At 66.0% G+C, this 22,401-nt stretch carries 16 protein-coding genes; 4 read left to right on the plus strand and 12 right to left on the minus strand.

Annotated elements, in window-relative coordinates:
• Nucleotides 1-62 precede the first annotated feature (62 nt).
• The 8 genes from Q9293_RS03245 to Q9293_RS03280 all read right to left on the minus strand — a co-directional run bounded on the left by Q9293_RS03245 (nucleotide 63) and on the right by Q9293_RS03280 (nucleotide 10,656).
• Nucleotides 63-1,760, minus strand: a complete 1,698-nt coding sequence (locus Q9293_RS03245; RefSeq protein WP_306249980.1) for a hypothetical protein — start codon at nucleotides 1,758-1,760, stop codon at nucleotides 63-65.
• A 288-nt stretch (nucleotides 1,761-2,048) separates the two neighbouring features.
• Nucleotides 2,049-3,146, minus strand: a complete 1,098-nt coding sequence (serC, locus tag Q9293_RS03250; RefSeq protein WP_306249982.1) for a 3-phosphoserine/phosphohydroxythreonine transaminase — start codon at nucleotides 3,144-3,146, stop codon at nucleotides 2,049-2,051.
• Nucleotides 3,147-3,313: 167 nt separating this feature from the next.
• The gene (locus tag Q9293_RS03255; RefSeq protein ID WP_306249984.1) at nucleotides 3,314-4,186 is read right to left on the minus strand and encodes a hydroxyacid dehydrogenase; all 873 of its coding nucleotides are present in this window, start codon (nucleotides 4,184-4,186) and stop codon (nucleotides 3,314-3,316) included.
• A 141-nt stretch (nucleotides 4,187-4,327) separates the two neighbouring features.
• The gene (locus Q9293_RS03260) at nucleotides 4,328-5,578 is read right to left on the minus strand and encodes a DUF1015 domain-containing protein (protein WP_306249986.1); all 1,251 of its coding nucleotides are present in this window, start codon (nucleotides 5,576-5,578) and stop codon (nucleotides 4,328-4,330) included.
• A 230-nt stretch (nucleotides 5,579-5,808) separates the two neighbouring features.
• The gene (locus Q9293_RS03265; protein ID WP_306249988.1) at nucleotides 5,809-6,540 is read right to left on the minus strand and encodes a response regulator; all 732 of its coding nucleotides are present in this window, start codon (nucleotides 6,538-6,540) and stop codon (nucleotides 5,809-5,811) included.
• A gap of 33 nt (nucleotides 6,541-6,573) precedes the next feature.
• On the minus strand, nucleotides 6,574-7,848 hold the full coding sequence (locus Q9293_RS03270) for a hypothetical protein (RefSeq protein ID WP_306249990.1): 1,275 nt from the start codon (nucleotides 7,846-7,848) through the stop codon (nucleotides 6,574-6,576).
• Between the two features lie 29 nt (nucleotides 7,849-7,877).
• Nucleotides 7,878-9,125 carry a hemolysin family protein gene (locus Q9293_RS03275; RefSeq protein WP_306249992.1) on the minus strand — a complete coding sequence of 416 codons (1,248 nt, stop codon included), beginning with the start codon at nucleotides 9,123-9,125 and terminating at the stop codon, nucleotides 7,878-7,880.
• Nucleotides 9,126-9,159: 34 nt separating this feature from the next.
• A complete protein-coding gene (locus Q9293_RS03280; RefSeq protein ID WP_306249994.1) occupies nucleotides 9,160-10,656 on the minus strand; it encodes a heparan-alpha-glucosaminide N-acetyltransferase domain-containing protein in 1,497 nt (498 codons plus the stop codon).
• Nucleotides 10,657-10,810: 154 nt separating this feature from the next.
• Between Q9293_RS03280 and Q9293_RS03285 the strand changes: the two genes are divergently transcribed.
• On the plus strand, nucleotides 10,811-12,466 hold the full coding sequence (locus tag Q9293_RS03285) for an amino acid permease (protein WP_306249996.1): 1,656 nt from the start codon (nucleotides 10,811-10,813) through the stop codon (nucleotides 12,464-12,466).
• Nucleotides 12,467-12,675: 209 nt separating this feature from the next.
• Nucleotides 12,676-13,170, plus strand: a complete 495-nt coding sequence (locus Q9293_RS03290; protein WP_306249998.1) for a ComF family protein — start codon at nucleotides 12,676-12,678, stop codon at nucleotides 13,168-13,170.
• Between the two features lie 78 nt (nucleotides 13,171-13,248).
• Here Q9293_RS03290 and Q9293_RS03295 read toward each other — a convergent pair whose 3' ends face one another.
• From Q9293_RS03295 to Q9293_RS03310, 4 genes are read right to left on the minus strand one after another with little or no spacing between them, the layout of a single operon-like run.
• Nucleotides 13,249-13,848, minus strand: a complete 600-nt coding sequence (locus Q9293_RS03295; RefSeq protein ID WP_306250000.1) for an outer membrane beta-barrel protein — start codon at nucleotides 13,846-13,848, stop codon at nucleotides 13,249-13,251.
• Nucleotides 13,849-13,872: 24 nt separating this feature from the next.
• Nucleotides 13,873-16,941, minus strand: a complete 3,069-nt coding sequence (locus Q9293_RS03300) for a TonB-dependent receptor (RefSeq protein ID WP_306250002.1) — start codon at nucleotides 16,939-16,941, stop codon at nucleotides 13,873-13,875.
• The gene (locus tag Q9293_RS03305) at nucleotides 16,916-17,299 is read right to left on the minus strand and encodes a carboxypeptidase-like regulatory domain-containing protein (protein ID WP_306250004.1); all 384 of its coding nucleotides are present in this window, start codon (nucleotides 17,297-17,299) and stop codon (nucleotides 16,916-16,918) included. Before Q9293_RS03305 ends, Q9293_RS03300 begins: the two co-directional genes overlap by 26 nt.
• Before the next feature lie 21 nt (nucleotides 17,300-17,320).
• Complete coding sequence (locus tag Q9293_RS03310; protein ID WP_306250006.1) at nucleotides 17,321-18,130, minus strand: hypothetical protein; 810 nt, start codon at nucleotides 18,128-18,130, stop codon at nucleotides 17,321-17,323.
• Between the two features lie 744 nt (nucleotides 18,131-18,874).
• On the opposite strand from Q9293_RS03310, the gene Q9293_RS03315 reads away from it, so the two are divergent.
• Nucleotides 18,875-20,053: a XylR family transcriptional regulator gene (locus Q9293_RS03315; protein WP_306250008.1), complete on the plus strand. Its 1,179-nt coding sequence runs from the start codon at nucleotides 18,875-18,877 to the stop codon at nucleotides 20,051-20,053.
• 140 nt (nucleotides 20,054-20,193) lie between these two features.
• Nucleotides 20,194-22,395, plus strand: a complete 2,202-nt coding sequence (bglX, locus tag Q9293_RS03320) for a beta-glucosidase BglX (RefSeq protein ID WP_306250009.1) — start codon at nucleotides 20,194-20,196, stop codon at nucleotides 22,393-22,395.
• The last annotated feature ends 6 nt before the right edge of the window (nucleotides 22,396-22,401 follow it).

Raw genomic sequence — 22,401 nt, forward strand, 5'->3', positions numbered from 1 at the left:
TGGCACGGAGGCCTCCGTGGTGGATCCTTCCGATTGAAGGCCCGCGGAGCCTGAAAAGCCGGTTAGATGAGCAGCAGCGTGCCGAAGCAGGAGCCCATGACCGGGGGTCGGCCGGGGAGGCGCGCTTCGTAGAGGCCGGCGAGGCCCGCGTCCGGATGGAAGGGGCTGGCCTGGGGCAGGACGAGGTCGCGGAAGCAGGTCTGGGCGCACAGGTTCGAGGCCAGGGCCGCTTCGTCGCCGGCCTTGATCTGGGCGGTGCTGAAGGCGCGGGAGGAGCCCTTGTGGTGGATCAGGCGCTTGCGGATGCGGTCGAAGAGCCCCGCGTAGGCCTCCACTGAAACGGGCGCGCCCAGGCGCTGCAGGCGATCCAGGGTGGCGAAGATGTGCAGCAGCACCTGCACCGAGATGCGGGGGGTGGCATCCCCGCTGCGGAAGCGCTCCTGGATGGCCGCGAAGGCCTCCAGGGGGCCCTGCAGTTTGGCCTTGGAGAAGCCCGCGGCGTGGGCCAGATGCGCGCCGAAGATCAGCATCGTGCCGCGGTCACCCAGATCGTAGGGGGCGGCGCGGGCCGCCTCGACCACGGCCTCCACGGCCTGGCGCACGAAGCGGTCGAGGAGGATCCCCGGCGCGAAGTTGCGTCCGCGCGCGGCGTGGGCGAGTACCAGGGCCAGGCGGAAGAACTGCCCATCGCGGATGCGGGTGTCCTGCAGCAGCTCGGCCTGCACGCGATGGACGGCCTCGAAGAGGTGGATGCGCTGCTCGGCCTGGGCCTCGTCGCCGGAGATGCCGCCATCGGCCAGGAAGACATCGGCCATGTAGGGCAGGTGCCAGCCCGACGCGGCCACTGAGGGTGGCAGCAGGGGCTTCATGCGTTGGTTGGCCGCGGCCAGGCGCTCGCGGTTGCACCAGAGGAAGGCCTTCTTGGGCTCGCCCCGGTAGGTCCGCATGAGGCGCACCAGGAAGCCGATCTTGGCGCGGAGGGGATGGAGGTCCGCGAAGGCCGGCAGGCGCTCGAAGGCCTCCAGCAGCTCGTCGTATTCGCCCACCACGGCGGAGGGGCGGTCACCGAGGGCAGCGCGATCCACCAGCAGGGACATGAGGGCGGAGGGGTCTTCCCGGAAGTGGCCGTAGCTTTCGCCGCGTAGGCTCGATCCGAAGGCGGTGTGCAGCGACATCTCCAGCAGCTCGATGATGGGGGCCTCGGGCAGGGCCGCCTCGCCGGCGGGCGTGAGGCGGAAGAAGCCCTGGCCTTCCACCTGGGTGCCGGGCAGAGCCTCCTTCTTGGTCTGATCCAGCTCCCGGTCCGTGGCCGCCAGGCGGTCGAGGCATTCGCGGCCCTCCACCTGCAGGTGCTCCAGGATGCGCTCCAGGTGGGGCATCACGTCCTGGGGAGCGGCCACGCCCCGCACCTGGAGCTTCAGGAGCTCGAGGTACTGCAGGAGGTGGCGGAGGTCGGGATCGTCCGCACGGGGGCCTGCGTGGCCTCCGAAACCGGGCAGCAGGCTGGCCAGCCGCGACTTCGGCGCCAGCTGCCGCTGCAGACGGTCCACACAGCCCTTGGCTTCGACGATCTTGCGATGGGTGTCCTGCAAGGCCTCGTAGCGGCTTTCCAGGCTGGCCTGCTTGGGCCGCTCATCGCGCTGGATGAGGCCCCGCGCCACCAGGTCGTCGAGGTTTGCGGGGCTGAGGGCCCCCGGGCGCACCACCTCCGTGGCGGCCAGCAGCTTGAGGTGGTCGAGCCAGGCGGGTGAAGCGTTCATGGGGGGAAGGGTCCTGGTGGGCGCCATGGGGCGCTGGCATGTCATCGGCGGAGGAAGATCGATGCCCAAGAATGGTGAACTCGAGGGCCTTGGAGGGGGCCACAAACCGAAAAGCAGATAAGCCACAGATGAACACAGATGCACACGGATAAATGGAACCTGGCTTCTCGCCTATCTTGCATCTGTGCTCATCCGTGTCCATCTGTGGCAGATGGGTATTCCCTGGTGGCCCCAAATACAACAGACCCGGCTTCGGGGCCGGGTCTGTTGCGTACGGTGGTTCCGGTCTCAACCGTTGGTCTTGACGAACTGCTCCATGAAGTCGACGAGGGTCTTCACGTTGTCCACGGTGACGGCGTTGTAGGTGCTGACGCGGATGCCGCCGATGTCGCGGTAGCCCTTCAGGCCCACCATGCCGTTCTTCTTGGCTTCCTTCACGAACTGGTCGTCCAGCTCGGGGGTGGGCAGGAAGAAGTCCACGTTCATGAGGCTGCGGTGCGCCTTCTCGGTGACGAAGCCCTTGTAGAAGCCCGCGTGGCGGTCGATGCAGCCATAGAGCAGCTCACCCTTCTGGCGGTTGGCGGCCTCGATGGCCTTCAGGCCGCCCAGGCTCTTGTTGTAGGCCAGCACGTTGCGCAGGATGTAGATGCCGAAGGTGGGCGGAGTGTTGTAGAGGCTGTTCTTCTCGGCGTGCAGCTTGAAGCGTAGGTAGCTGGGCAGGTCCTGGGCCTCGCACATCTCGAGAACATCGTCGCGGACGATGGTGAGCGTGACGCCGCTGGGGCCGAGGTTCTTCTGGGCACCGCCGTAGATGAGGCCGAAAGGGCTCACATCAAAGGGCCGCCACATGAAGTCGCTGCTCATGTCGCAGATCAAGGGCACGTTGGCCTTGGGGAACTCCTGCCACTGGGTGCCTTCCACGGTGTTGTTGGAGGTGAAGTGCAGGAAGGAGCTGTCGGGGCTCAGCTTGATCTCATCGGCGAAGGGCAGGCGGCTGAACTTCTGCTCCTTGGTGCTGGCGGCGATGCGGATGTTGTCGCCGCCGACGAGCTTGGCTTCCTTGGCGGCCTTCTCGGCCCAGTTGCCGGTGACGATGTAGTCGGCCTTGCGGCCACCGCGCATCAGGTTCAAGGGAATCATGCCGAAGCTCAGGTGCGCGCCGCCCTGCAGCAGCAGCACCTTGTAGTTGTCGGGCAGGCCCATCAGCTCCTTGGTGAGGCTGATGGCTTCTTCGTGCACCGCGTCGTATTCCTTGGAGCGGTGGCTGACTTCCATGACGGACATGCCAGTGCCGGCGAAGTCCAGCAGCTCTTCCTTGGCGCGCTCGAGGGCGGGCAGGGGCAGACCGGCAGGGCCGGCGTAGAAGTTGATCGCGCGATGGGTCATGGGATGCTCCTTAGATTCGGACAAAGAATGGGGTCCACAGATTTCACGGATTCACACAGATTTGATAAATCAATTGCGAAGGGGTCAGGTCCTGGATCCATTCAATTCTTAATCTGTGAAATCTGTGGAATCTGTGGAATCTGTGGATCCAAAGTTTTTGAGGGGCTTTAGGCCTTGAAATCCGTAAGGATCAACACCACTTCATCCCCGATGCGGCCCAGGTTCTCCTTGGAGCTGGCGCCGATGTGGGGGGCCATGAAGACGTTGGGGGCGCTGAGCAGGGGGCAGTCGGCCGGCGGGGGATCGCTGGGCCACACGTCGGTGCCGTAGGCTTTCACCTTGCCGCTGGTGAGGGCGGCCACGAGGTCGGCCTCGTTCACGCACTTGCCGCGGCCGGTGTTGATGATCATGACGCCATCCTTGGCCTTGGCCAGGAAGCCGGCGTTGATCATGCCGCGGGTCTCGTCGGTGAGCGGGGTGTGCAGGCTGATGACGTCGGCCTTGGCGGCCAGTTCATCGAGGCTCACCAGCTTGGCGATGGGGTGTTCTTTGAGGAAGGGATCGAAGGCGATCACTTCCATGCCGAAGGCCTGGGCGCGCTTGGCCACTTCGCTGGCGATGGCGCCGGCGCCGATGAGGCCCAGGGTCTTCTTGAAGAGCTCCGTGCGCTTCAGCTCGTTCTTGAGGAACTTGCCTTCCTTCATCGAGACATGGGCCTCGATGAGGCGGGCGGGGATGGCCACCATGAAGGCCATGGCCATTTCCGCCACGGCCACGCTGCTGGCGCGGGGCGTGTTCACGGCCTTGATGCCCTTCTCGGCGCAGAGCTTCTTGTCCACGTTGTCCATGCCCACGCCGCCGCGGATCACCAGCTTGAGGGCCGGGGCCTTGGCGATCAGGTCGGCATTGACCTGGGTCTTGGAGCGGACGAGGAGCACTTCGGCGGTGCCGAGGGTGGCCATGTCGGAGCTGACGGTGCCGAAGGCGGCGAGGCGCTCGGGCAGTTTGGCGTCAAAGGCGTCTGCGATGAGGATGTTCATGGGTGCTCCACAAAAAAGAAAAGCCAGTCCACAGATTTCACGGATTCACACAGATTCAAAAGCAACAGTAAAACAAGAATGGAACTGAATTCTGACAGTTCAGATCTGTGAAATCCGTGGAATCTGTGGATCAAAAAGAAGTCAGCCTTCGTACATCCGCACCAGCAGGCCGGAGCGCAGCTTGGGCTCGAACCAGGTGGACTTGGGCGGCATCACTTCGCCGGCGTCGGCCACGCTCATGAGCTGGACGAGGGAGGTGGGATACACGGAGAAGGCCACGGCGCAGCCTTCCTTCACGCGGCGCTCCAGCTCGTCCATGCCGCGGATGCCGCCCACGAAGTCGATGCGGGTGTTGGTGCGGGGATCGTCGATGCCGAGGATGGGATTGAGCAGGTTCTCCTGGAGGATGCTCACATCCAGGCCGCGCACGGGATCGCTGGCAGGGAAGCTGCCGGGCTTGGCCTTCAGCTCGTACCAGGTGCCGCCGAGATACATGCCGAAGGTGGTGGGGGCCTGGGCGGCGCGGTGGGCCGACACGGCCACCTCGAACTTCTCGCCGACCTTGGCCAAAAAGGCTTCCTGGCTGAGGCCGTTGAGATCCTTCACCACGCGGTTGTAATCCATGATCTTCAGCTGGTCGTGGGGGAAGACCACGGCCATGAAGCTCTCGAAGGGCTCGTCGCCGTCCAGGGCAATGCCCTTGGCCTTGGCCTCGGCGCGCTGGGCCTGGCCGTAGCGGATGGCGGCGGCGGTGCGGTGGTGGCCGTCGGCGATGTAGAGGGCGTCCACGCCATTGAAGAGGTGGACGAGTTCGTAGACGACGGTTTCGCCGGAGACGACCCACACGGTGTGGCCGATGCCATCGGGGGTGACCACGTCATAGACGGGCACCTGCTTGCGCACATCGTTCACGATGTGGTCGATGTAGGGCACGGCCTTGTAGGTGAGGAACACGGGCTCGGCGTTGGCGGCCTGCTCGGTGACGTGGCGGGTGCGGTCGTCTTCCTTGTCCTTGCGGGTGAACTCGTGGCGCTTGATGGTGCCGTTCTCGTACTCCTCCACCGAGCAGAGGCCCACCAGGCCCGCCTGCACGTGATCGCCCATCTTCTGCTGGTAGACGTAGAGGCAGGGCGTGTTCTCGTGGAACAGGGTGCCCTCTTCGATCATCTTGCGCAGGTTGGACACGCCCTTGGCGTAGACTTCGTCGGCGTGGACGTCGATGCCCGCGGGCAGGTCGATCTCGGGCCGGCCCACATGGAGGAAGGAGTGGGGGTTGCCCTTGGCCAGCTCGGCGGCTTCCTGGGTATTCACCACATCGTAGGGAACGGCGGCCACCTGGGCGGCCAGTTCGGGCCGGGGGCGGAACGCGCGGAAAGGCTTCAGCTGGGACATGGACACCTGCCTGGGGGAAGGGGGCCCCAACGGGGGCGCACTGGCGCCATTATTCCCCGATAGGTTCCCTTTGCAGAGCCCTTTGAAATGGTTTTGACGAAAGTCCCAAACTTCTGGGAAATTCACCGCGAATCGTCAAGGCCCGAGACCCACCGCAGACGGGTCTGGCCGCCGGGGTTTGGCTCATAGGCCTTCCCGTTGGGTTCTATGCGGCCTGTGCATGCTTGGTGTCAGGCCTCGCCGAATTCGGGACGACGGTGGTCGGAAAGCATGGCGGCGTTCATGAGCAATTCCGTGAGGGCCAGGTCGATGGTCTGCTCCACCCGGCAGGTCTCCACGAACTCGATGTCGGGGCGGTCCCAGGTGAGGATCTCGTAGGCCGCGGGAAGCCCTTCCTCGGCCCGGTAGGCGGCGTGCACCACCTCACCGTTCTTGAGATACATCAGGCCCATGCCCGCTTCGGAGTTGACGGTGAGGGTGCAGGATTTCTTTTCCCAGTTCAGCAGCTGGAGGATGCTGTTGAGCCCGATGCCGCGGATGAGCCCGCTGGGTTCCAGGGCGGCGGCGGCCTTGATGGCGTCCATGAGGATGGTGAGCCGGGGCGGCTTGGTGAGGATGCGGATGGCACCCAGCTGCAACGGTGTGTTCAGGTGCTGGCTCTGATCCAGGCCCGTCATGACGATGATGGGCACCTGGGGGTAGAAGCGGCTGGCCTTGGCGATGAGGTTGAAGCCATCCATCACGGGCATGTTGAGGTCGGTCACCAGCACGTGCACGGGCTCGTGGCGGAGGACCTCCATGGCCTGGCCGCCGTTTTCGGCCATGAGGATCTTGAAGCCCGGCAGGCCCTTCAGCCCGGCCCGGTAGAGGCTCAGGGTGGCGCGATCATCCTCCACCACCAGCAGGGTCTTGGTGGGGGCTTCAGGCTGGGGCAGGGGACGTGGGCGGCTGGGAAGGCTCATGGGCACCGATCAGCATACCTTTTCGGCAGGGTCTTATCGCTCCTCGCCTTTTGGGACGCGGCGGGCCGGGGCGGGCTCCAGGGCCAGGATGGCCAGGGCCTCCCTGGCATCGGCCGGGCGCTGAGCTTCCCAGTCCAGCACCCAGGGGGGCAGCTCGGCGTCCTCGTAGTCCCGCACCTTGCGGTGCCAGCTCACCAGGGACTGCACCACGGCCTCGTGGGTGTTCTCGGTCCGGGGCGGGATGTGGCCCTCCCAGATGGGCTCCTTGAAATACTTGCGCAGGGTGGCTTCGGCGGGTTTGCCCCATACGGCGTAGGTGCGGTCGAGCGGGCCGCCGATGGGCTTCTGGTTGAGGTTCTCGCCGTAGAGGTAGTAGAAGACGGCGTCGCCATCGCTCCAGTGGCGCAGCACCCCGAAGGCGCCCTTCAGCAGCAGGTTCTGCAGGTCGAGGTCCAGGGGTTTGTCCGTGCGGAAGTCCCAGGGCCCCACGTGGGCGTGGGCCACGGAGGGATAGCCCACCTCGGTGATCATCACGGGCTTGGGCCCCTTGGCGTCGGCGAAGCGGGCGCCCAGGGTGCGGGCCTTGTAGACGATCCACCACCAGGCGTCGCGGATCTGTTCGGGCGTGGGGTAGTCGTCGTACTTGGCGATGGGATCGTAGGTGTTGATGCCGATCACATCGAGGCAGTCGCCGAAGGTGAAGCTGTCGTGGCTGTCGAAGTTCACGCTGTAGACCAGCTTGCCGTGGAAGACCTTCCGCACCTCGGCGGCCAGGTGGCGCCACTGATCCGGAAAGCGGTGGGTGGAGGCCATCTCGGTGCCGAGGCTGTACCACTCCACGCCGCCTTCCTGCGCCAGGGCCGCCAGGCGCACGTTGAAGGCCGTGTAGTTCTTCCACCAGAGGTTCCAGTCATCGGGCGCGATGTTGCCGCGCCACCAGTCCGCGTTCTCGGCCTCGTCCCGCATGTTGATGGTGGGGAAGAACATCATCCGCAGGCCGCGGACGTGGGCTTGATGGAAGGTGAGGCGCAGGCTCTCCTCGGTGGGACTGGAGGTGGGATGGCGGCGGATGTCGTTGCTGTGGCCCGTGTCCATGCGGTAGATGGCCTGCAGGCTCACGCAGGTGGCGCCGGTGGCGGCGATGCGATCCAGCTCCTCGCGGTAGTCGTAGTCGGGCACACCGGCGTAGAGGCCCAGCACCATGCCCCGGGGCTGGGGCACCAGGGCCTTGCGCTGCATGCGCCGCACGTAGAAGAGGGTGAGGGGCAGGACGAGGATGGCGATGAGGGCGAGGATGCGGCGGGGCATGAAGACTCCAGCCTCCAGGTTACAGGCTCCTAGAGCCGCTGCACCCGCACCTGCACGATGCGCGTGCCCTCCATGCGCAGCACGGTCAGCAGGGCGCCCTCCACGGCCACGGATTCCTGGGGTTCGGGGATGCGGCCCAGCCGGGCCATGACCAGGCCGGCCAGGGTGTCGAAGCCCTCCCGCTCCCAGGCCACGCCCAGGGTTTCGGCCACGTCCTCCACATGGGCCTGGCCGGAGACGAACCATACGCCCGGCGTCTGTTCCTGCAGTTCCGTGGAGGCCTCGTGCTCGTCCTGGATCTCGCCGAAGACTTCCTCCAGCAGATCCTCCATGGTGACCAGGCCGGAGACGCCGCCGAATTCATCCACCACCAGGGCCAGCTGGGTGCGGGCCCGCTGCAGGTCGCGCAGCAGGTCGGCCACGGGCTTGCTCTCAGGTACGAAGTGGGGCGGCTTCAGCAGGGTCGACAGCGGGGGTTGGGCGCCGTCCGGCAACTGCATGAGGTCCTTGACCAGCAGCACGCCGCGCACCTGGTCGATGCTGCCTTCGTACACGGGCAGCCGCGAGTGGCGGCTTTCGGTGAAGGCGTCCCAGGCTTCGCGGATGGTGGCCGTGACGGAGAGGGCCACGATGCGGGTGCGGGGGGTCATCACTTCGCGCACCACCGTATCGCCGAAACTGACCACGTTGCGGATGAGCTCGCGGTCGTCGGCTTCGATGATGCCTTCGGCTTCGCCCTCTTCCAGCAGGGCGGTCACCGCCTCCTCGGTGGTTTCCTCGTCATCATCGTCCTTGGCCTTTTCCTGGGCGTGGCGCCGGTCGATCATGCGCGCCAGGGGATCCACCAGGGGGGCGAGAAGGAACTGGGCCGGGGCGTAGAGGGGGTAGAGCCGGGTGAGCCAGAGGGCCGGATCGCGGGAGGCCAGCAGGGCCGGCAGCAGCAGATCCAGCAGCCACAGCCCCATCAGCACGATGATGGCGAGGGTCCAGGCGCCTCCAGGCAGGAATTGGCGCCCAGGCCAGAGCAGCAGCACCAGGAGCAGGAGCAGCACCTGGTTCCAGAACTCCAGGCCCATGCCCAGGGCCCGGGGCCGCTCCAGCAGGGCCGCCAGGCGCGGGTCGGCGATGGCCTCTTCTTCCAGCAGGCGACGCCGCTGCAGCGAGGGCAGGGCATGAAAGGCCGAAAGAAGGATCGCCGTGCCGCCACGATAGATCAACACCGCCAGGGCGGCGTAGAGGCACCATGAGAAGGGGGAGCTACTGCCTGGATCAGCCATTGTCCGGACAATGCTAACGTGATTCCCCACGCGGCTAACGCGATTCCCCCCGCGCCAGGATCTGGCGGGTGAGGTCGGCGCGGGCGCCCTCGCTGAGGTGCATCCGGTTCCGCTCGGCTTCCCGGAAGTACTCCTGCGGATCGCGGCAGAGGCCGTCGGGGGTGGGCGGCAGGCCCTTGCGCACGCGGGCGGCGTTCAGAAAGCGGTAGGGCTCCTTCGCCAGTTCAGGGCTCTGCAGGAAGTGGCGGAAGGTCCACCAGCCCCCCACCACGAACCACACCCCCAGAATTGCCACGGCCTTGTGCTGGAGCCAACGCATGCGCTCGGGCGTCTGCCGCACCTTCTGCCAGGCCACGCCCGCCCAGAGGTTCAGGCCGATGACGGCGGCGGTCAGGAGCAGGGTGCCGGGCCAGCCCAGGGTGCCCCAGCCCAGGCCGGTGAGGGCGATGACGGCCGGTGCCAGCAGCACGCTGAAGAGCATGTTCAGGTGCAGCATGTAGAGCAACAGGGATTCGGCGCTGGCGGCCTTGATGGGATTCGGCCCGCTCCAGCGGGGGCGCACCAGCTCGATGGCCCCCATGAGCGTGCCGCCCAGGAGGATCCAGCCCACGCGGGCCGCCACGCTGGGCAGGGTGGTGTTGGCGATGGCGCCCAGCTCGCTGTAGGTGAAGGCGCCGGTGCGGCTGTGCAGCATCCAGACGCCGTTCTCCTGGATCCACTTCCCGCCCCAGAGCCACGACTGCTGGGTGGCGGATCCCCAGATCAGCAGCACGAGGCCCACACCAGCCAGGGCGGCCAGGAACTTGGCCTCGCTCCAGCGGGCTTTGCCATCAACTGGTTCCACCCGCAGGTGCCGGTAGAGGCCGCCCAGGAAGGCGCCGAAGGCCGGGAAGGCGATCCAGGGGAAGAGCGGGAAGAGGGCCGACACGCCGCGATCGGTGTTGCCGTTGAAGAGGCCGCGGAGGGGCAGCCAGAGGCCATCCGCCACGCCCGTGGCCCAGAGATGGGGCGAGACCAGGGGGACGAAGATGGCGATGGCCAGGGCCAGGGCGGTGAATACGCGAGGGTTCCGCACCAGCCGGGCCAGGCCCTGGAGGATGAGCAGCGAGAAGACGATGCACTGGAGCACGTCGACCTTGAACAGCTCGCGGGCCTTCTGGGCGGTGTTGAGCACGGTCCAGTCTGCCGCCGTGATGCCCGGGGCGTGCAGGGCGTAAGCGCAGAGCAGGATGAAGCCCAGGCGCCGGGCCGTGTCGGGCCAGAAGGGACGCAGGGTGCCGTCGGTCTTGAAGGTGGAGATGACCAGGCTGTAGCCCGCGGCCATGGTGAAACTGGGGGCCACGAGGCCATTGAGGTAGTTGAGCCAGTCGGGGCGAAGACCCGACTGCAGCCACACGTTCACCACATGCACTTCGATCATCACGATGACGGCCCAGCCCCGCAGCTGGTCGATCCAGTCGCAACGGCGGGAGGGCGCGCGGTCATCCCAGAAGCGGGAGGGGGCGTGGCCGCCCGGGGCTGTGGCAGTCATAGGGGCCTCTGCATTCAGACGTTGAACCCTCCTAGCCTGCCTGAAGGCCCGCAAATCCTCCAGATGATCCTCCCGGGCGCCCTGCTAAGGTGATTGGGTTATATCCCCCCCGGTATTTCATTCCTGACTCATTCCTGACCTGGAGGCCTTCCCCATGGGTGGTTTGTTTGTCAAAAAGGACCTGGCCCGTCTCATTTCCGATGCCAATGACCCCCACGTGGGCGAGGGCGGACATGGGGGCGGCCAGCTCAAGCGCACCCTGGGGGCCTTCAACCTCACCACGCTGGGCATCGGCGCCATCATTGGCGCCGGCATTTTTTCGCTGACGGGCACCGCCGCCGCCAACTACGCCGGCCCGGGCATCGTCTACAGCTTCATCATCGGCGGCATCCTCTGCGCCCTGGCGGGCGTCTGCTACGCCGAGATGGCCGCCATGATCCCCGTGGCAGGTTCGGCCTACGCGTATTCCTACGCCACCATGGGCGAATTCATCGCCTGGATCATCGGGTGGGATCTGGTGCTGGAGTACGCCTTCGGCGCCGTCACCGTGAGCGCTGCCTGGTCGGGCTACCTCTACTCCATCCTGCACAAGACCCTGGGCATCGAGCTGACGGACACCCTGGTGCGCTTCACCAAAGGCCCCTGGGAAAAGGTGACGCTCCATGACGGCAGCATGGTCTTCGGCCAGTGGAATGTGCCCGCCACGCTGATCGCCCTGTTTGTGGCCTCCGTCCTCTACAAGGGGATCAAGGAGAGCGCCACGGTGAACAACCTCATCGTGGTGACCAAGGTGACCATCGTGGTGGTGTTCATTATCCTGGGCATTGCGGTCATCTCGAAGACCAACCTCTTTGTGAATCCCGCCTCCACGGGGCTCGCGGCCCTGGTGCCCGCCAAAGAAGTGGTGGAAGGTCACAGCCGCTACGGTTGGCTCAATGGCGGCGTGCTCACCGGTGCTGGCGTGGTCTTCTTCGCCTACATCGGTTTCGATGCCGTGAGCACCACGGCCCAGGAAGCCAAGAATCCCAAGCGCGACCTGCCCATCGGCATCCTGGGCTCCCTGGTCATCTGCACGATCCTCTACATCCTGGTGGCCCTGGTGCTGACGGGTGTGGTGCCCTACAAGCAGCTGGGCGTGGCCGATCCCATCGCCGTGGGCATCGACAAGATCGTCATGCTGCGCGGCTGGACGCCTGCGGCTCAGAAGGCCTTCACCTTTGTCATCAAGCTGGGCGCCATCAGCGGCCTCACCTCGGTGATCCTCGTGATGATGATGGGCCAGACCCGCGTGTTCTACGCCATGAGCAAGGATGGCCTGCTGCCCTGGTTCGGCAACGCCCATCCCAAGTTCGGCACGCCCCATGTGGCCACGGTGGTGACGGGCATCTTCGTGGCCCTGTGCGGCGGCCTCATGCCCATGAGCCTGGTGGGTGAGCTGGTGTCCATCGGCACGCTGCTGGCCTTCGTCCTCGTTTGCGTCGGCGTGCCCATCCTCCGCTTCACCAACCCCGAAGTGGAACGTCCCTTCAAGGTGCCCGGCGGCACCCTGGGTGCCGTACTCGTGGGCCTGGCCGGGGCTGCGGCCTGTGGCTATGTGATGTCGGGCCTGCCCCAGGACACCTGGCTCCGCCTCATCCTGTGGCTGGAAGTGGGCCTGATGATCTACGCGGGCTACGGCTGGCGGCGCAGCCACCTGGCCGAAGGCAATGCCAACCGGGCGAAGCCTCATACCGCGTTGCTGGTCACCAGCCTGGTCTTCTTCATCCCCACGGTGATCTACGCCATCAAGTTCTTCGGGAAGGGGGCCTGACCCTTTTCCCCGTGCCATCCAGGAGCCTCCTCCGCCTGACCCGGGGGATGCTCCTGTGCCGTGGCTGCCTGGGGCCCCTTGATCAGGAGGCCGAGGCTGGGCTGTGCGCCCGCTGCTGGAGCGGCCTGCAGCCGCTGCCTGAGGGCCGCTGCCCTCGATGTGCCCTGCTCCATGGCGAAGGCCCCTGCCCGGAGCCGACGGCCTGGACGATGGGTGATGCTCTGTGGGATTACCACGGGGGTCGGCCACCCCTGGGCGCGCTGCTGCTGCCCGCCATCAAGCAGGGCGAACTGGGCTGGCGGAAGGCCCTGCTCGAGCGCCTCTCCAGGGCCACGCTGCCGGACTGGACTGCGGAAGTGGATGCGGTGACCTCGGCCCCCAGCGCCCTGCCGCGCCGTCTTTTGCGGGGCTTTGATGTCGCCGCGGACCTGGGACAGCACATGGCTGCGCGCCTGGGACGGCCCTACGCGCCGCTGCTGGCCAAGCGCTGGTTCAGCGGCCGTCAGGCTTCTCGTACGGAATCGGAGCGGCGGCGCCTGCCCCGCCGGGCCATCGCCCTGCGGCGGGGCGTTTCACCCGGCGGCATCCTCCTCCTGGTTGATGATGTCTGGACCACGGGCACCACCCTCCTGCGCTGCGCCGAGACGTTGCTGGAGGGCGGTGCCGCCGAGGTACGGGTGCTGACCTTGTTCCGGGCGTTGTGAGGGGGCTGCGCCCCGCTCGGACCTTAGGACACACCAAGGCCGCGGCGGTTGCCGCGGCCTTGGTCTTGGTGGGCGCGACTAGAAGTCGTACCGGAGGCCCACCTGGATCCAGGCGGGATTCAAGCCCCCGACGCGGACCAGGGGGTCGCTGGTTTTCTTGCCGGCCAGTTCCGTCTGCTGGAAGGCCACTTCGCCATGCCAGTTCGGAGCCAGGTCGTATTCCAGGCCGAGCTTGAAGCCGACCTTGAGCCCCTTGGTGTCCTTGAATGGGAAGTGGTGCTGCACATCATCGGGGGCCTGGCTTTCCACCCCGGAAAACGAGGCGGAGTAGTTGTTCAGGCTCAGGCCCGCGATGCCCCGGAGCCGCTGGAAGCCGGTGGCCAGCAGCAGGTCGCCGGCCAGCTGGACCTGGGTCAGGCTGGTGGTGAGGCCATTCTGGGCTTTTCCCGGAAAGCGGTTCACGGCCAGCGAGATCCGGGCGGGCACATCGGTCTGGTAGACCTTGGTGTCGAAGCCGACGTTCAGGCCGAAGCCTGAGTTGTTGTGGGTGACCTTGGACAGGCCCCCCACATAACTGTCATTCGAGAACATCAGGGTTCCCCCCAGGGAGTAGCCGGAGCCCTGGGCGCCGAGGGGAAGGGCCAGCAGGGCCAGCACTGCGGTTTGAATGGGTTTCATGGGATCACTCCTTGTGCCGGAGGGTTAGAACTTGAAACCGAAGCTGAAGTCGCCGACCCTGCGGCCGCCCCAACCGTTGTTGTAGCTGTTGTTCGGCGCCCAGGGATTGCCGGCGGCTCCGTAGGTCTGGCCGCCGCGGTAGGCGGCGTACGATCTGCCGGAAATGACGCCGTCCCACCAGGCGGTGTTGTAGCCCGTGACCTGGTCGCTGAAGTAGCCGTACTGGTCCGTCAGGATGAAGTGGTTGAACAGGTTGTCGATGGAGATGTACCCCACGAAATGGGTCTTGCCGAGCCCGATGGGGATGTCCCACTGGATCTTGGCGCCCACCTGGTAGTAGTCCACGCCGGTCTTGTAGTCGTTGTAGTTCCCCAGGAGCACACTGTAGTAGGGATCCGCATTGCCCGGACGCGGATCGATGTCGACCACGCGCTCGCCGTTGATCGTGCTCGGCAGCTGCTGGAAACCCGCCAGGGCGCGGTAGTCGGCGCGCCCGTAGGGGGTGGTGAAGCCGCTGAGCCAGGTGTCGCCCTTGAGCGAGAAGGACACGTTGCCGCGGCCCACGGGATGCACGTAGGTAAGAATCAGGTGGCCCACCTGGTTGCGGTTGAGCATGCCCTTGCCCACGGCCATCTCCTGCTGGGCCGGAGTCAGCAGGCTCTCCCGCAGGTTTTTCCAGTTGTAGTAGTCCAGGGCATTGGTGCCGGTGGTGCGGTCCCAGGTGTAGCCACCCTCCATGCTCACGCGCGAGGTGAGCTGTTTCCGGAACGCGAATTCCAGCCCCGTGAACTCCCGGGTGAACCCGGAGTTGATCCAGTACGAGGCGCCCTTGTACATCCGCAGCGGATCGTTGGGGGCCGGGCTCACCATGTGGACCAGGTAGTCCGTGCCGTAGCCGTGGATGGGGCCGACGATGTCGTCCTTGTAGTACCGCTTCACGACGTTGGCCTTGAAGTAGCCGCTGTCGTAGTTGCGCTGGTAGCCCAGGTTCAGCTCGATGGTGAAGGGGGCGCGCAAGTTCTTGGCGATGTAGGTCTGGCGTGCATCCACGAAGTCGAAGGAGGAACCGTAGTTCTTCGGATCGATGAGGGTGGCGTAGTCCACGAACCGCACGCCGTTCATGTTCTTGCCGGTGTAGTTGTAGCCGTTGTACGTGCCCACCGGGGCGTCGCTCAGGGCGCCGGGGGTGTCGAAGCCCGGCTGGGGAATGGCCAGGTTCGCGCCGCTCCAGAGGTGCACCGTGCGGATCTCCCACTCGTTGCCCCGGAACTGGTTGGCCATCTGGTCGGAGTAGGCGGAGGCCAGCTTGGCCACGGAGAAGGAGTAGACCTCCTTGTTCTGACCATCCGGGTTGAATTTGAGCTGCAGGCGCGGCTCCAGCAGGTTCTGGCTGGTCACCTCATGCCCGCCCTCGTCCTGCATGATGAGCCGGTTGAGCCGGGCGCCCAGGAGCAGGTTCCACTGGGAGGATAGGGTCCAGACGTCATTGACCCAGAAGGAGGTCGTGCTGTTCTTGGCGTCTGAAGGGTTGTTCCAGAACATCTCCATGTGGGCGCTGGGGCCGCGCATGGCATCCGACCAGTGGACGAACTGGTCATTCGTGGGAGAGAGACCGGGCCAGCCATTGCCGGGATCTCCGGCCCCTTTGCTCAGGATTTCGCTGGGGGCAGTGCCGGGGGCACCGCGGCGGAAGACGGGGTAGAGGTAGCCGCCCGTGGCGGAATCCTTGTACCAGCCGCCCTGCCAGACCGCACGGCTGCCTTCCTTGGAACGGCCGAAGTTGTAGACCGTGCCCACGAATTCGCCGCCTACGTCAATCTCATGCTTGCCCATGAAGTCCTGGAAGGTCTTCAGGTTCACGCTGTAGCCCTGGTTCCCGCGTTTCTCGGGCTGATTGTAGGTGGAGAGGCGGTTCTCCATGGTGCCGTAGCGGTAGCCGTCCTCCCAGTTGATCCAGTCGTGTCCCAGGCCCGAGGCCTCCTGCACGATGGTCATGTCTGGCGACTGGCTGGCCATGTAGCCCATGACGGACACGCCCGGATTGGGGTTGGGGACGTCGTAGGCTTTGCGGCTGGCCAGGTAGGCGCGGGCCTCGATGGTCCAGTTGCTGGACAGGGTTCCGTTCCAGCCCAGCGTGTAGGCCTGGGTTTTGGTCTTCAGGTCACCGATCATGGACTTGCTCTGGACCATCCAGGGATCGCCCGTGTGTTCGCCGATGGAAGCACCCTCCGTGGTGCCATCGGTGAGGAGGGTGAGGTAGACGACGTGGTTCTCGTTGATCGCCCCGGTGAGCTTGCCTTCCACCTTGTTGTAGGAGGTGGCCGAGTTCACGATCTGGCCGGCATCTTCCAGGCTGACCCCGTAGGTTCCCCCAGGGCCGGCATTCACGATGGAATCCACACCGGGATTGAGGCCGTAGGTGGACATGGGGCGCAGGCCGTACTGGGCGGTGTTGCCGCTCACGTTGCGAAGGGTGTCCCAGGGCACGGTGGTGCCATCGGCCAGGCGGCCATGGGCGGTGTAGCCCAGCATCACGCGCTTGGCCTGGTTGGGCTGGAAGCGCGCGCCCAGGGAGAACCAGAGGTGATCCTTCCAGATGGGCCCGCTGGTGGTGACATCCACGTAGCGGCTGAAATCCTCGTCATTCAGGTTGTGGTTGTCTGCCGGAGAGGCGTTTGCGAGGTTGGCCTGCCAGGCATTGCGCTTGAGGTAGCTCCGGATGGTGCCTTCCCAGTTGTTGGAGCCGCTCTTGGTGACCATGTTGATCTGGCCGCCGTTGACCAGGCCGTAGCGCGAGTTCAGGGCCGAGAGCACCACCTGCACATCCTCGATGCTGTCGGGCAGGGGCGCGTAGAGCGTGGTGTTGCCGCCCGTGTCGTCCTTCACGTTGATGCCGTCGATGCGGTAGAGCACCTGGCCGGTCTGGGAGCCGCGGACGCTCACGCCGGTGCCGGAGCCCGTCACGCCGGGTGTGAGGTTGATGATGCTCTCGAAATTGAGGCCCACCGGCATCTTGATCAGCTCTTCGGCGGAGTAGTTGATGGAGACCTTGTCATCGGTCTTGGCTTCACTGGCATTGGCGACCACTTCCACGGTGCTGCCCGACGCTTCGGCCAGGGGGGGCCAGCGGGAAGTCCATGGTGAGGTTGGAGCCGAGGCCCACGCGTACATTGGAGGCGGTCTTGCCGAGCATGCCTTCGGCGCTGACCTTGATGGTGTAGTTCCCCACGGGAAGCAGCATGGCGCGGTATTCGCCCTTGGCATCCGTCTGGACGATGCGCGGCTGGAACAGGGCCGGGCTCTCGAAGGCGAGGCGGGCCCTGGCCACGGGCTTTCCGCCTTGGGTGACCTTGCCGGACAGGCTGCCGGTGGTGACCTGGGCCACGAGGGAGGTTCCGCTGGCCAGCATGGCCGCGACGGCAGGGAGCATCAGTGCTTGGCGAGTGTTCATGGTGTCGATCTCCGCGTGGGCCTAGAAGTGGAATACGTAGGCGATTTCGAGGTGCGGAATCATGCGGTTCTTGGAGGTGAGCTGGTCCTGGGACCAGGTCGCTCCCAGCGAAGAGACGCGTCCGATCCATGGCGCAGAGCTGTTGCCGGCGCCGCGGCCCCCTGGGTCGTACGAGCTCGCTGTGCCCACGGCGTGGTTGTATTCGATGGCCTTGTAGCTGATCAGGGCGAGGTTGAATTCAAGGCTTGAGGAGGCATCCAGCTTCCAGGTGATCCCGCCGAAGGGGCTGGGATTCAGTCCTCCCGAGGTGGGTGTGCCGTTGTAGAGGTCGCGCCAGGTGTTCGCGGGCCGGGCACTGCCCCAGTCCGGCCCCCACTGCTGGCTCACCGCGTCGCCCTCGTATTGGTGCTTGAAACGGGTGCCGAGCTGGACGCCGGCCTGCCACCGCAGGTCCGTGTCGAAGGCCCGGCTGTAGCCGAGGCGGACCGTGAAGCCATCCAGCTGGTTGCGTTTCGATTCCTTCGCCTTGGTCGTGTCCACAGGCTGGAGGCCGGTGGGCGGGGTCATGTTGCTGGGGCTGGTGATGTACTCGTCGCCGGTCTTGTAGAAATACCCCAGCTCCACGCCGGCCCGGCCCCCGGCCACGCCATAGCCCAGGTCCAGGCCGAAGCCCAGGGCGCTGCGGCGCAGGTGGTCGGATTCGCTGGGGGAGTAGCCCAGCCGGAATTTAAAGCTCTTGGTGAAGCCTTCGTCCTGGGCGCTGAGAAGGCCCGAGGTGCCGATCAGACAGGCGGCCAGGCCCCAGGGAGCCAGGCGTGTTGCAAGGTTCATACATCCTCCTTTTGGGGGTGGCCGGAGCGGCCGTGGAATGAGGCATGCAGGGTTGACCTGCGGTAGGGCGTAGGGACGTAGATGAATTAGTGATGCGGTACCCCTGGAATTCCTGAGGGCGCTCACAAGTCATCCGAACTAAGTTCCGGATTTCCAATGCGGGTATGCGACTCAAAGAAGGACAGGAGAAGGTTGCCCGTAGATTTTTGGGAAATATATGGTCTTTTTTTGTAAAGATTTGTTCATTTTCAGGGTGCCCAGATTCGTGAAGGTGCACGGTCTGATTGGGTTAAGCCATATAGTTAATTGAAGGCATTTATTAATTTGTGGGTGATGCAAAGGCCTGATTTGAGGTCGGCGCCCCCCGTGCGGCAGAGCTGGGGGTGGCGCCCAGCCCGCCCGGACCGACAGAGTCCAAAGGCCGGGCCCGACGGGTGACCTGCGGGAGGCGCCCGGAAACCTTGAAGGGGCCGGAGCAGCCGAACGGCGGCGGCTGCGAGGGCCGGGGCCCCGCCTTGAAGCCCAGGCCTGTCCAGGGTTCTGGCGGGTCGGCCGTCTGGGTTTGGGCCCCTCAGTTCCCTCCTGGGGGCCGGGAGGTTCAACCGGCAGTCCCGGTCGAGAACTGATCACCCGGGAGTCGTTTACGGTCCTCGCCTGTGCTTCAAGGCCTTGGCCTGCAGGGATTTCTGTCTGCTCTTCAGATTTGTGTCATGGTATACCAAAATTTGCAGATGGGGTTCGCCCATGCCCAACATGCGCCACATCGCCCTCCTGGTTCTGGCCTCCCGCGCCTACGGCCGGGGCATTTGCCTGGGGGTGGCCGCCTCCGCCATGGAGCGCGGGGATTGGCTCATCTACCCCCACGAGCGTTCCGAGTTCAAGGAGATGCCCGGCTGGCTCAAACGCAGCCGCCTGGACGGGATCATCGCCTACATCCCCACCGTGGAACTGGGGCGCCAGCTCATGGGGCTGAACGTGCCCATCGTGGACGTGCATGGCCAGGGCAACTGCCCCACGGCGCCCGTGCTGGATACGGACCCCGAGCAGGTGGCCCGGCTGGCCGCGGACTTCTTCCGGCAGGCGGGATTCATCCATTTCGGCTTCTGCGGCTACCCGGGCATCTTCTTTTCCGACCGCCGCTCTGAGGCCTTCGAGCGCCTCCTCAACGAGGCGGGCCACCGAGTCGAGATCTATTCGCCTCCCCCGAAAGTCTGCGCCTCCATGGACGTGCTCCGGCGCGAGCGGGGCGCCCTGGAATACGAGGCGGAGTTGTCCGCCTGGCTGGTGCGGGTGCCGAAACCCATCGCCATCCTGGCCTGCAATGACATCCGGGGGCAGCAGGTCATCAACGCGTGCCGCACCCTGGGCATCTCCATGCCCGACGATGTCAGCGTCATCGGCGTCGACAATGACGAGATCATCTGCCGGCTCTGCCAGCCCACCCTCACGAGCATTGCGCCCGACTACGAACGGCTGGGGCGCATGGCCGTGGACATGCTGGCGCGCATGATCGACGGCCAGGAGGTGGAGCCCCGCCTCTGGAACCTGCCGCCGAGCCGCATCGTGGAGCGCGAATCCACCGACATCACCACGGCCCAGCACCCCATCGTGCTCTCGGCCTCGCGCATCATCCGCAGCCGGGCCAACGCCAACCTGTCCGTGGAGCAGATCTGCAGCATGGTCGGCTGCAGCCGCTCCACCCTGGACAACCTCTTCCGCAAGCACCTGGGGAGGCCGGTGGCCCGGGAGATGCTCCGGGTCCGCTTGAACCGCTGCCGCCGCCTGCTGGAGGACACCGACCAGACCGTCGACGAAATCGCACGGAAGTGCGGGTTCCTTTCCTCGACCTATTTCTGCCGCTTCTTCAAGCGGGAGACGGGCTTGTCGCCCTCCATGTTCCGGGCCGAGCACACCGGGAAATGACGAAAGCAGCACGAGATTTTGCAAAGAATTACCAAAAAAGACCATTTAATTTCATCTTTTAATTGGCCACCCTGATCCAACGTTTCAGGAGTCACTGGTTCGGTTTGGCCAAGGCCAGGGGGACTCCCAGGAGGGTGTGCATGCTTCGAAGGCTTTTCCTGCATGGTCTTTTCGGGCTTTCCGCCGTCCTGGTGGCGGGAACGGAGGACCGAGTGGCCGACCTCATGGCCCGCATGACCCTGGAAGAAAAAATCAGTCAGCTCGTGCAGTGTTCTTCCAATGACGAACTGACGGGGCCCCGGGGGGAGCGCAGCCCGCTCATGGCCGAGATCCGGGCGGGCCGCGTGGGCAGCCTGCTCAACGTGGTGGGGGCCCGGGAGACCCGCCGCATGCAGGAGGCGGCGGTGACCGGCAGCCGGCTGCACATCCCCCTCCTCTTCGGCCTGGATGTCATCCACGGTTTCCGGACCACCTTCCCCGTGAACCTGGGCCAGGCGGCCAGCTGGGACCTGGCGGCCATCGAGCGCGCCGAGCGGGTGGCGGCCATCGAGGCCTCGGCCGCCGGGGTGCACTGGACCTTCGCGCCCATGGTCGACATCGCCCGGGATCCCCGCTGGGGCCGCATCTCCGAGGGCGCCGGGGAGGATCCCTTCCTGGGCTCGGCCGTGGCGAAGGCCCGAGTGCGGGGCTTCCAGGGCGACCTCAGCGGACCCACGCACATCCTGGCCTGCGCGAAGCACTTCGCCGCCTACGGGGCCGCCCAGGCCGGCCGTGACTACTGGACCACCGAGGTGCCGGAGATCACCCTGCGGGACACCTACCTGCCGCCCTTCAAGGCCGCCGCCGAGGTCGGCGTGGCCACGTTCATGTGCGCCTTCAACGACCTGAACGGCGTGCCCTGCTCCGGCAACCGCTGGCTGCTGGACCAGGTGCTCCGCAAGGAGTGGGGCTTCCAGGGCATCGTGGTTTCCGACTGGGGTTCCATCGCGGAGATGGTGCCCCACGGCCTGGCGGCCGACCTGAAGGAGGCGGCCCGTCTGGCGGCGCTGGCGGGGGTGGACATGGACATGGAGGGCCAGGCCTACCTCAAGCACCTGCCGGAACTGGTGCGGGCCGGCGTGGTGCCCATGGCGCAGGTGGACCGCATGGTGAAGGCGGTGCTGGAAGCCAAGGCCAAGCTGGGCCTCTTCGAGAACCCGTACAAGTACTGCGATGAAGCGCGGGAGCAGCGGGACATGCTGCGGCCCGAGCACCTGGAGGCGGCCCGGGACCTGGCCCGCAAATCCTTCGTGCTGCTGAAGCATGATCCCGCCGTGCTGCCCCTCCGCGCCGGGGCCCGCGTGGCTCTGGTGGGGCCCCTGGCCGACGCCGCGCGGGACCAGCTGGGCATGTGGGAAGCCAAGGGGCGCCCCGAGGATGCCGTGACCCTGAAGGCTGCCCTGGAGGCCCGCCTGCCGGGCTTGGTGGTGACGGCCCCCGGATGCGCGGTGTCCGAGGCCTCGCGGGATGAATTTGCCAGCGCGCTGAAGGCCGCGGCTCAGGCGGATGTCATCGTGGCCGCCCTGGGGGAATCCTGGGACATGACGGGCGAAGGCCACAGCCGTTCGAAGCTGGACCTGCCCGGGTCGCAGCAGGCGCTGCTGGAGGCCCTCAAGGCCACCGGAAAGCCCGTGGTGCTGGTGCTCTTCGCGGGTCGGCCCCTGACGCTGGAGGCCGTCCTGCCCCAGGCGGATGCCGTGCTCTACGCCTGGCAGCCCGGAACCATGGGCGGGCCCGCCCTGGCGGATGTGCTGCTGGGGGACGTGAGCCCCTCCGGCAAGCTGCCCGCCACTTTTCCGCGGAACGTGGGCCAGATCCCGCTCTACTACAACACCAAGCCGGGCGGGCGGCCGCAGCCGGCGGGCCCGCGGGAACAGTACCGCTCCAACTACCTGGACACGCCCAACACCCCGCTCTTCCCCTTCGGCTTCGGTCTCAGCTACACCCGCTTCGCCTACACGGACGCGCGCCTGAGCAGCCCGGAGATGGGCCTGGACGGGCGCCTCACGGTGCAGGCCACGCTGCGCAACCTGGGGGATCGGGAGGGCGACGAGGTGGCCCAGCTCTACGTGCGCGACCTGGTGGGATCCGTGACGCGGCCCGTGCGCGAGCTCAAGGGCTTCCAGCGGGTGCGCGTGCCCAAGGGCGGCCAGGTGGCGTTGAGTTTCGAGCTGCGGGCTTCGGACCTCGCCTTCACTCACACCGATGGCAGCTTCGCGCCCGAGGCCGGACGGTTCCAGGTCTTCCTGGGTGGCGATGCCAACGCTCCGCTGGTGGGTGAGTTCACCCTCCGGGCTCAGTAGGAGGTC

Origin of the sequence: Geothrix sp. PMB-07, assembly GCF_030758935.1 — a bacterium.
Taxonomy (GTDB): Bacteria; Acidobacteriota; Holophagae; order Holophagales; family Holophagaceae; genus Geothrix.

Coding starts and splice junctions, on each gene's coding strand:
- Q9293_RS03245 (WP_306249980.1), bottom strand. CDS start 1,760: ATGAACGCTTCACCCGCCTGGCTCGACCACCTCAAGCTGCTGGCCGCC.
- serC (WP_306249982.1), bottom strand. CDS start 3,146: ATGACCCATCGCGCGATCAACTTCTACGCCGGCCCTGCCGGTCTGCCC.
- Q9293_RS03255 (WP_306249984.1), bottom strand. CDS start 4,186: ATGAACATCCTCATCGCAGACGCCTTTGACGCCAAACTGCCCGAGCGC.
- Q9293_RS03260 (WP_306249986.1), bottom strand. CDS start 5,578: ATGTCCCAGCTGAAGCCTTTCCGCGCGTTCCGCCCCCGGCCCGAACTG.
- Q9293_RS03265 (WP_306249988.1), bottom strand. CDS start 6,540: ATGAGCCTTCCCAGCCGCCCACGTCCCCTGCCCCAGCCTGAAGCCCCC.
- Q9293_RS03270 (WP_306249990.1), bottom strand. CDS start 7,848: ATGCCCCGCCGCATCCTCGCCCTCATCGCCATCCTCGTCCTGCCCCTC.
- Q9293_RS03275 (WP_306249992.1), bottom strand. CDS start 9,125: ATGGCTGATCCAGGCAGTAGCTCCCCCTTCTCATGGTGCCTCTACGCC.
- Q9293_RS03280 (WP_306249994.1), bottom strand. CDS start 10,656: ATGACTGCCACAGCCCCGGGCGGCCACGCCCCCTCCCGCTTCTGGGAT.
- Q9293_RS03285 (WP_306249996.1), top strand. CDS start 10,811: ATGGGTGGTTTGTTTGTCAAAAAGGACCTGGCCCGTCTCATTTCCGAT.
- Q9293_RS03290 (WP_306249998.1), top strand. CDS start 12,676: ATGGGTGATGCTCTGTGGGATTACCACGGGGGTCGGCCACCCCTGGGC.
- Q9293_RS03295 (WP_306250000.1), bottom strand. CDS start 13,848: ATGAAACCCATTCAAACCGCAGTGCTGGCCCTGCTGGCCCTTCCCCTC.
- Q9293_RS03305 (WP_306250004.1), bottom strand. CDS start 17,299: ATGAACACTCGCCAAGCACTGATGCTCCCTGCCGTCGCGGCCATGCTG.
- Q9293_RS03310 (WP_306250006.1), bottom strand. CDS start 18,130: ATGAACCTTGCAACACGCCTGGCTCCCTGGGGCCTGGCCGCCTGTCTG.
- Q9293_RS03315 (WP_306250008.1), top strand. CDS start 18,875: ATGCCCAACATGCGCCACATCGCCCTCCTGGTTCTGGCCTCCCGCGCC.
- bglX (WP_306250009.1), top strand. CDS start 20,194: ATGCTTCGAAGGCTTTTCCTGCATGGTCTTTTCGGGCTTTCCGCCGTC.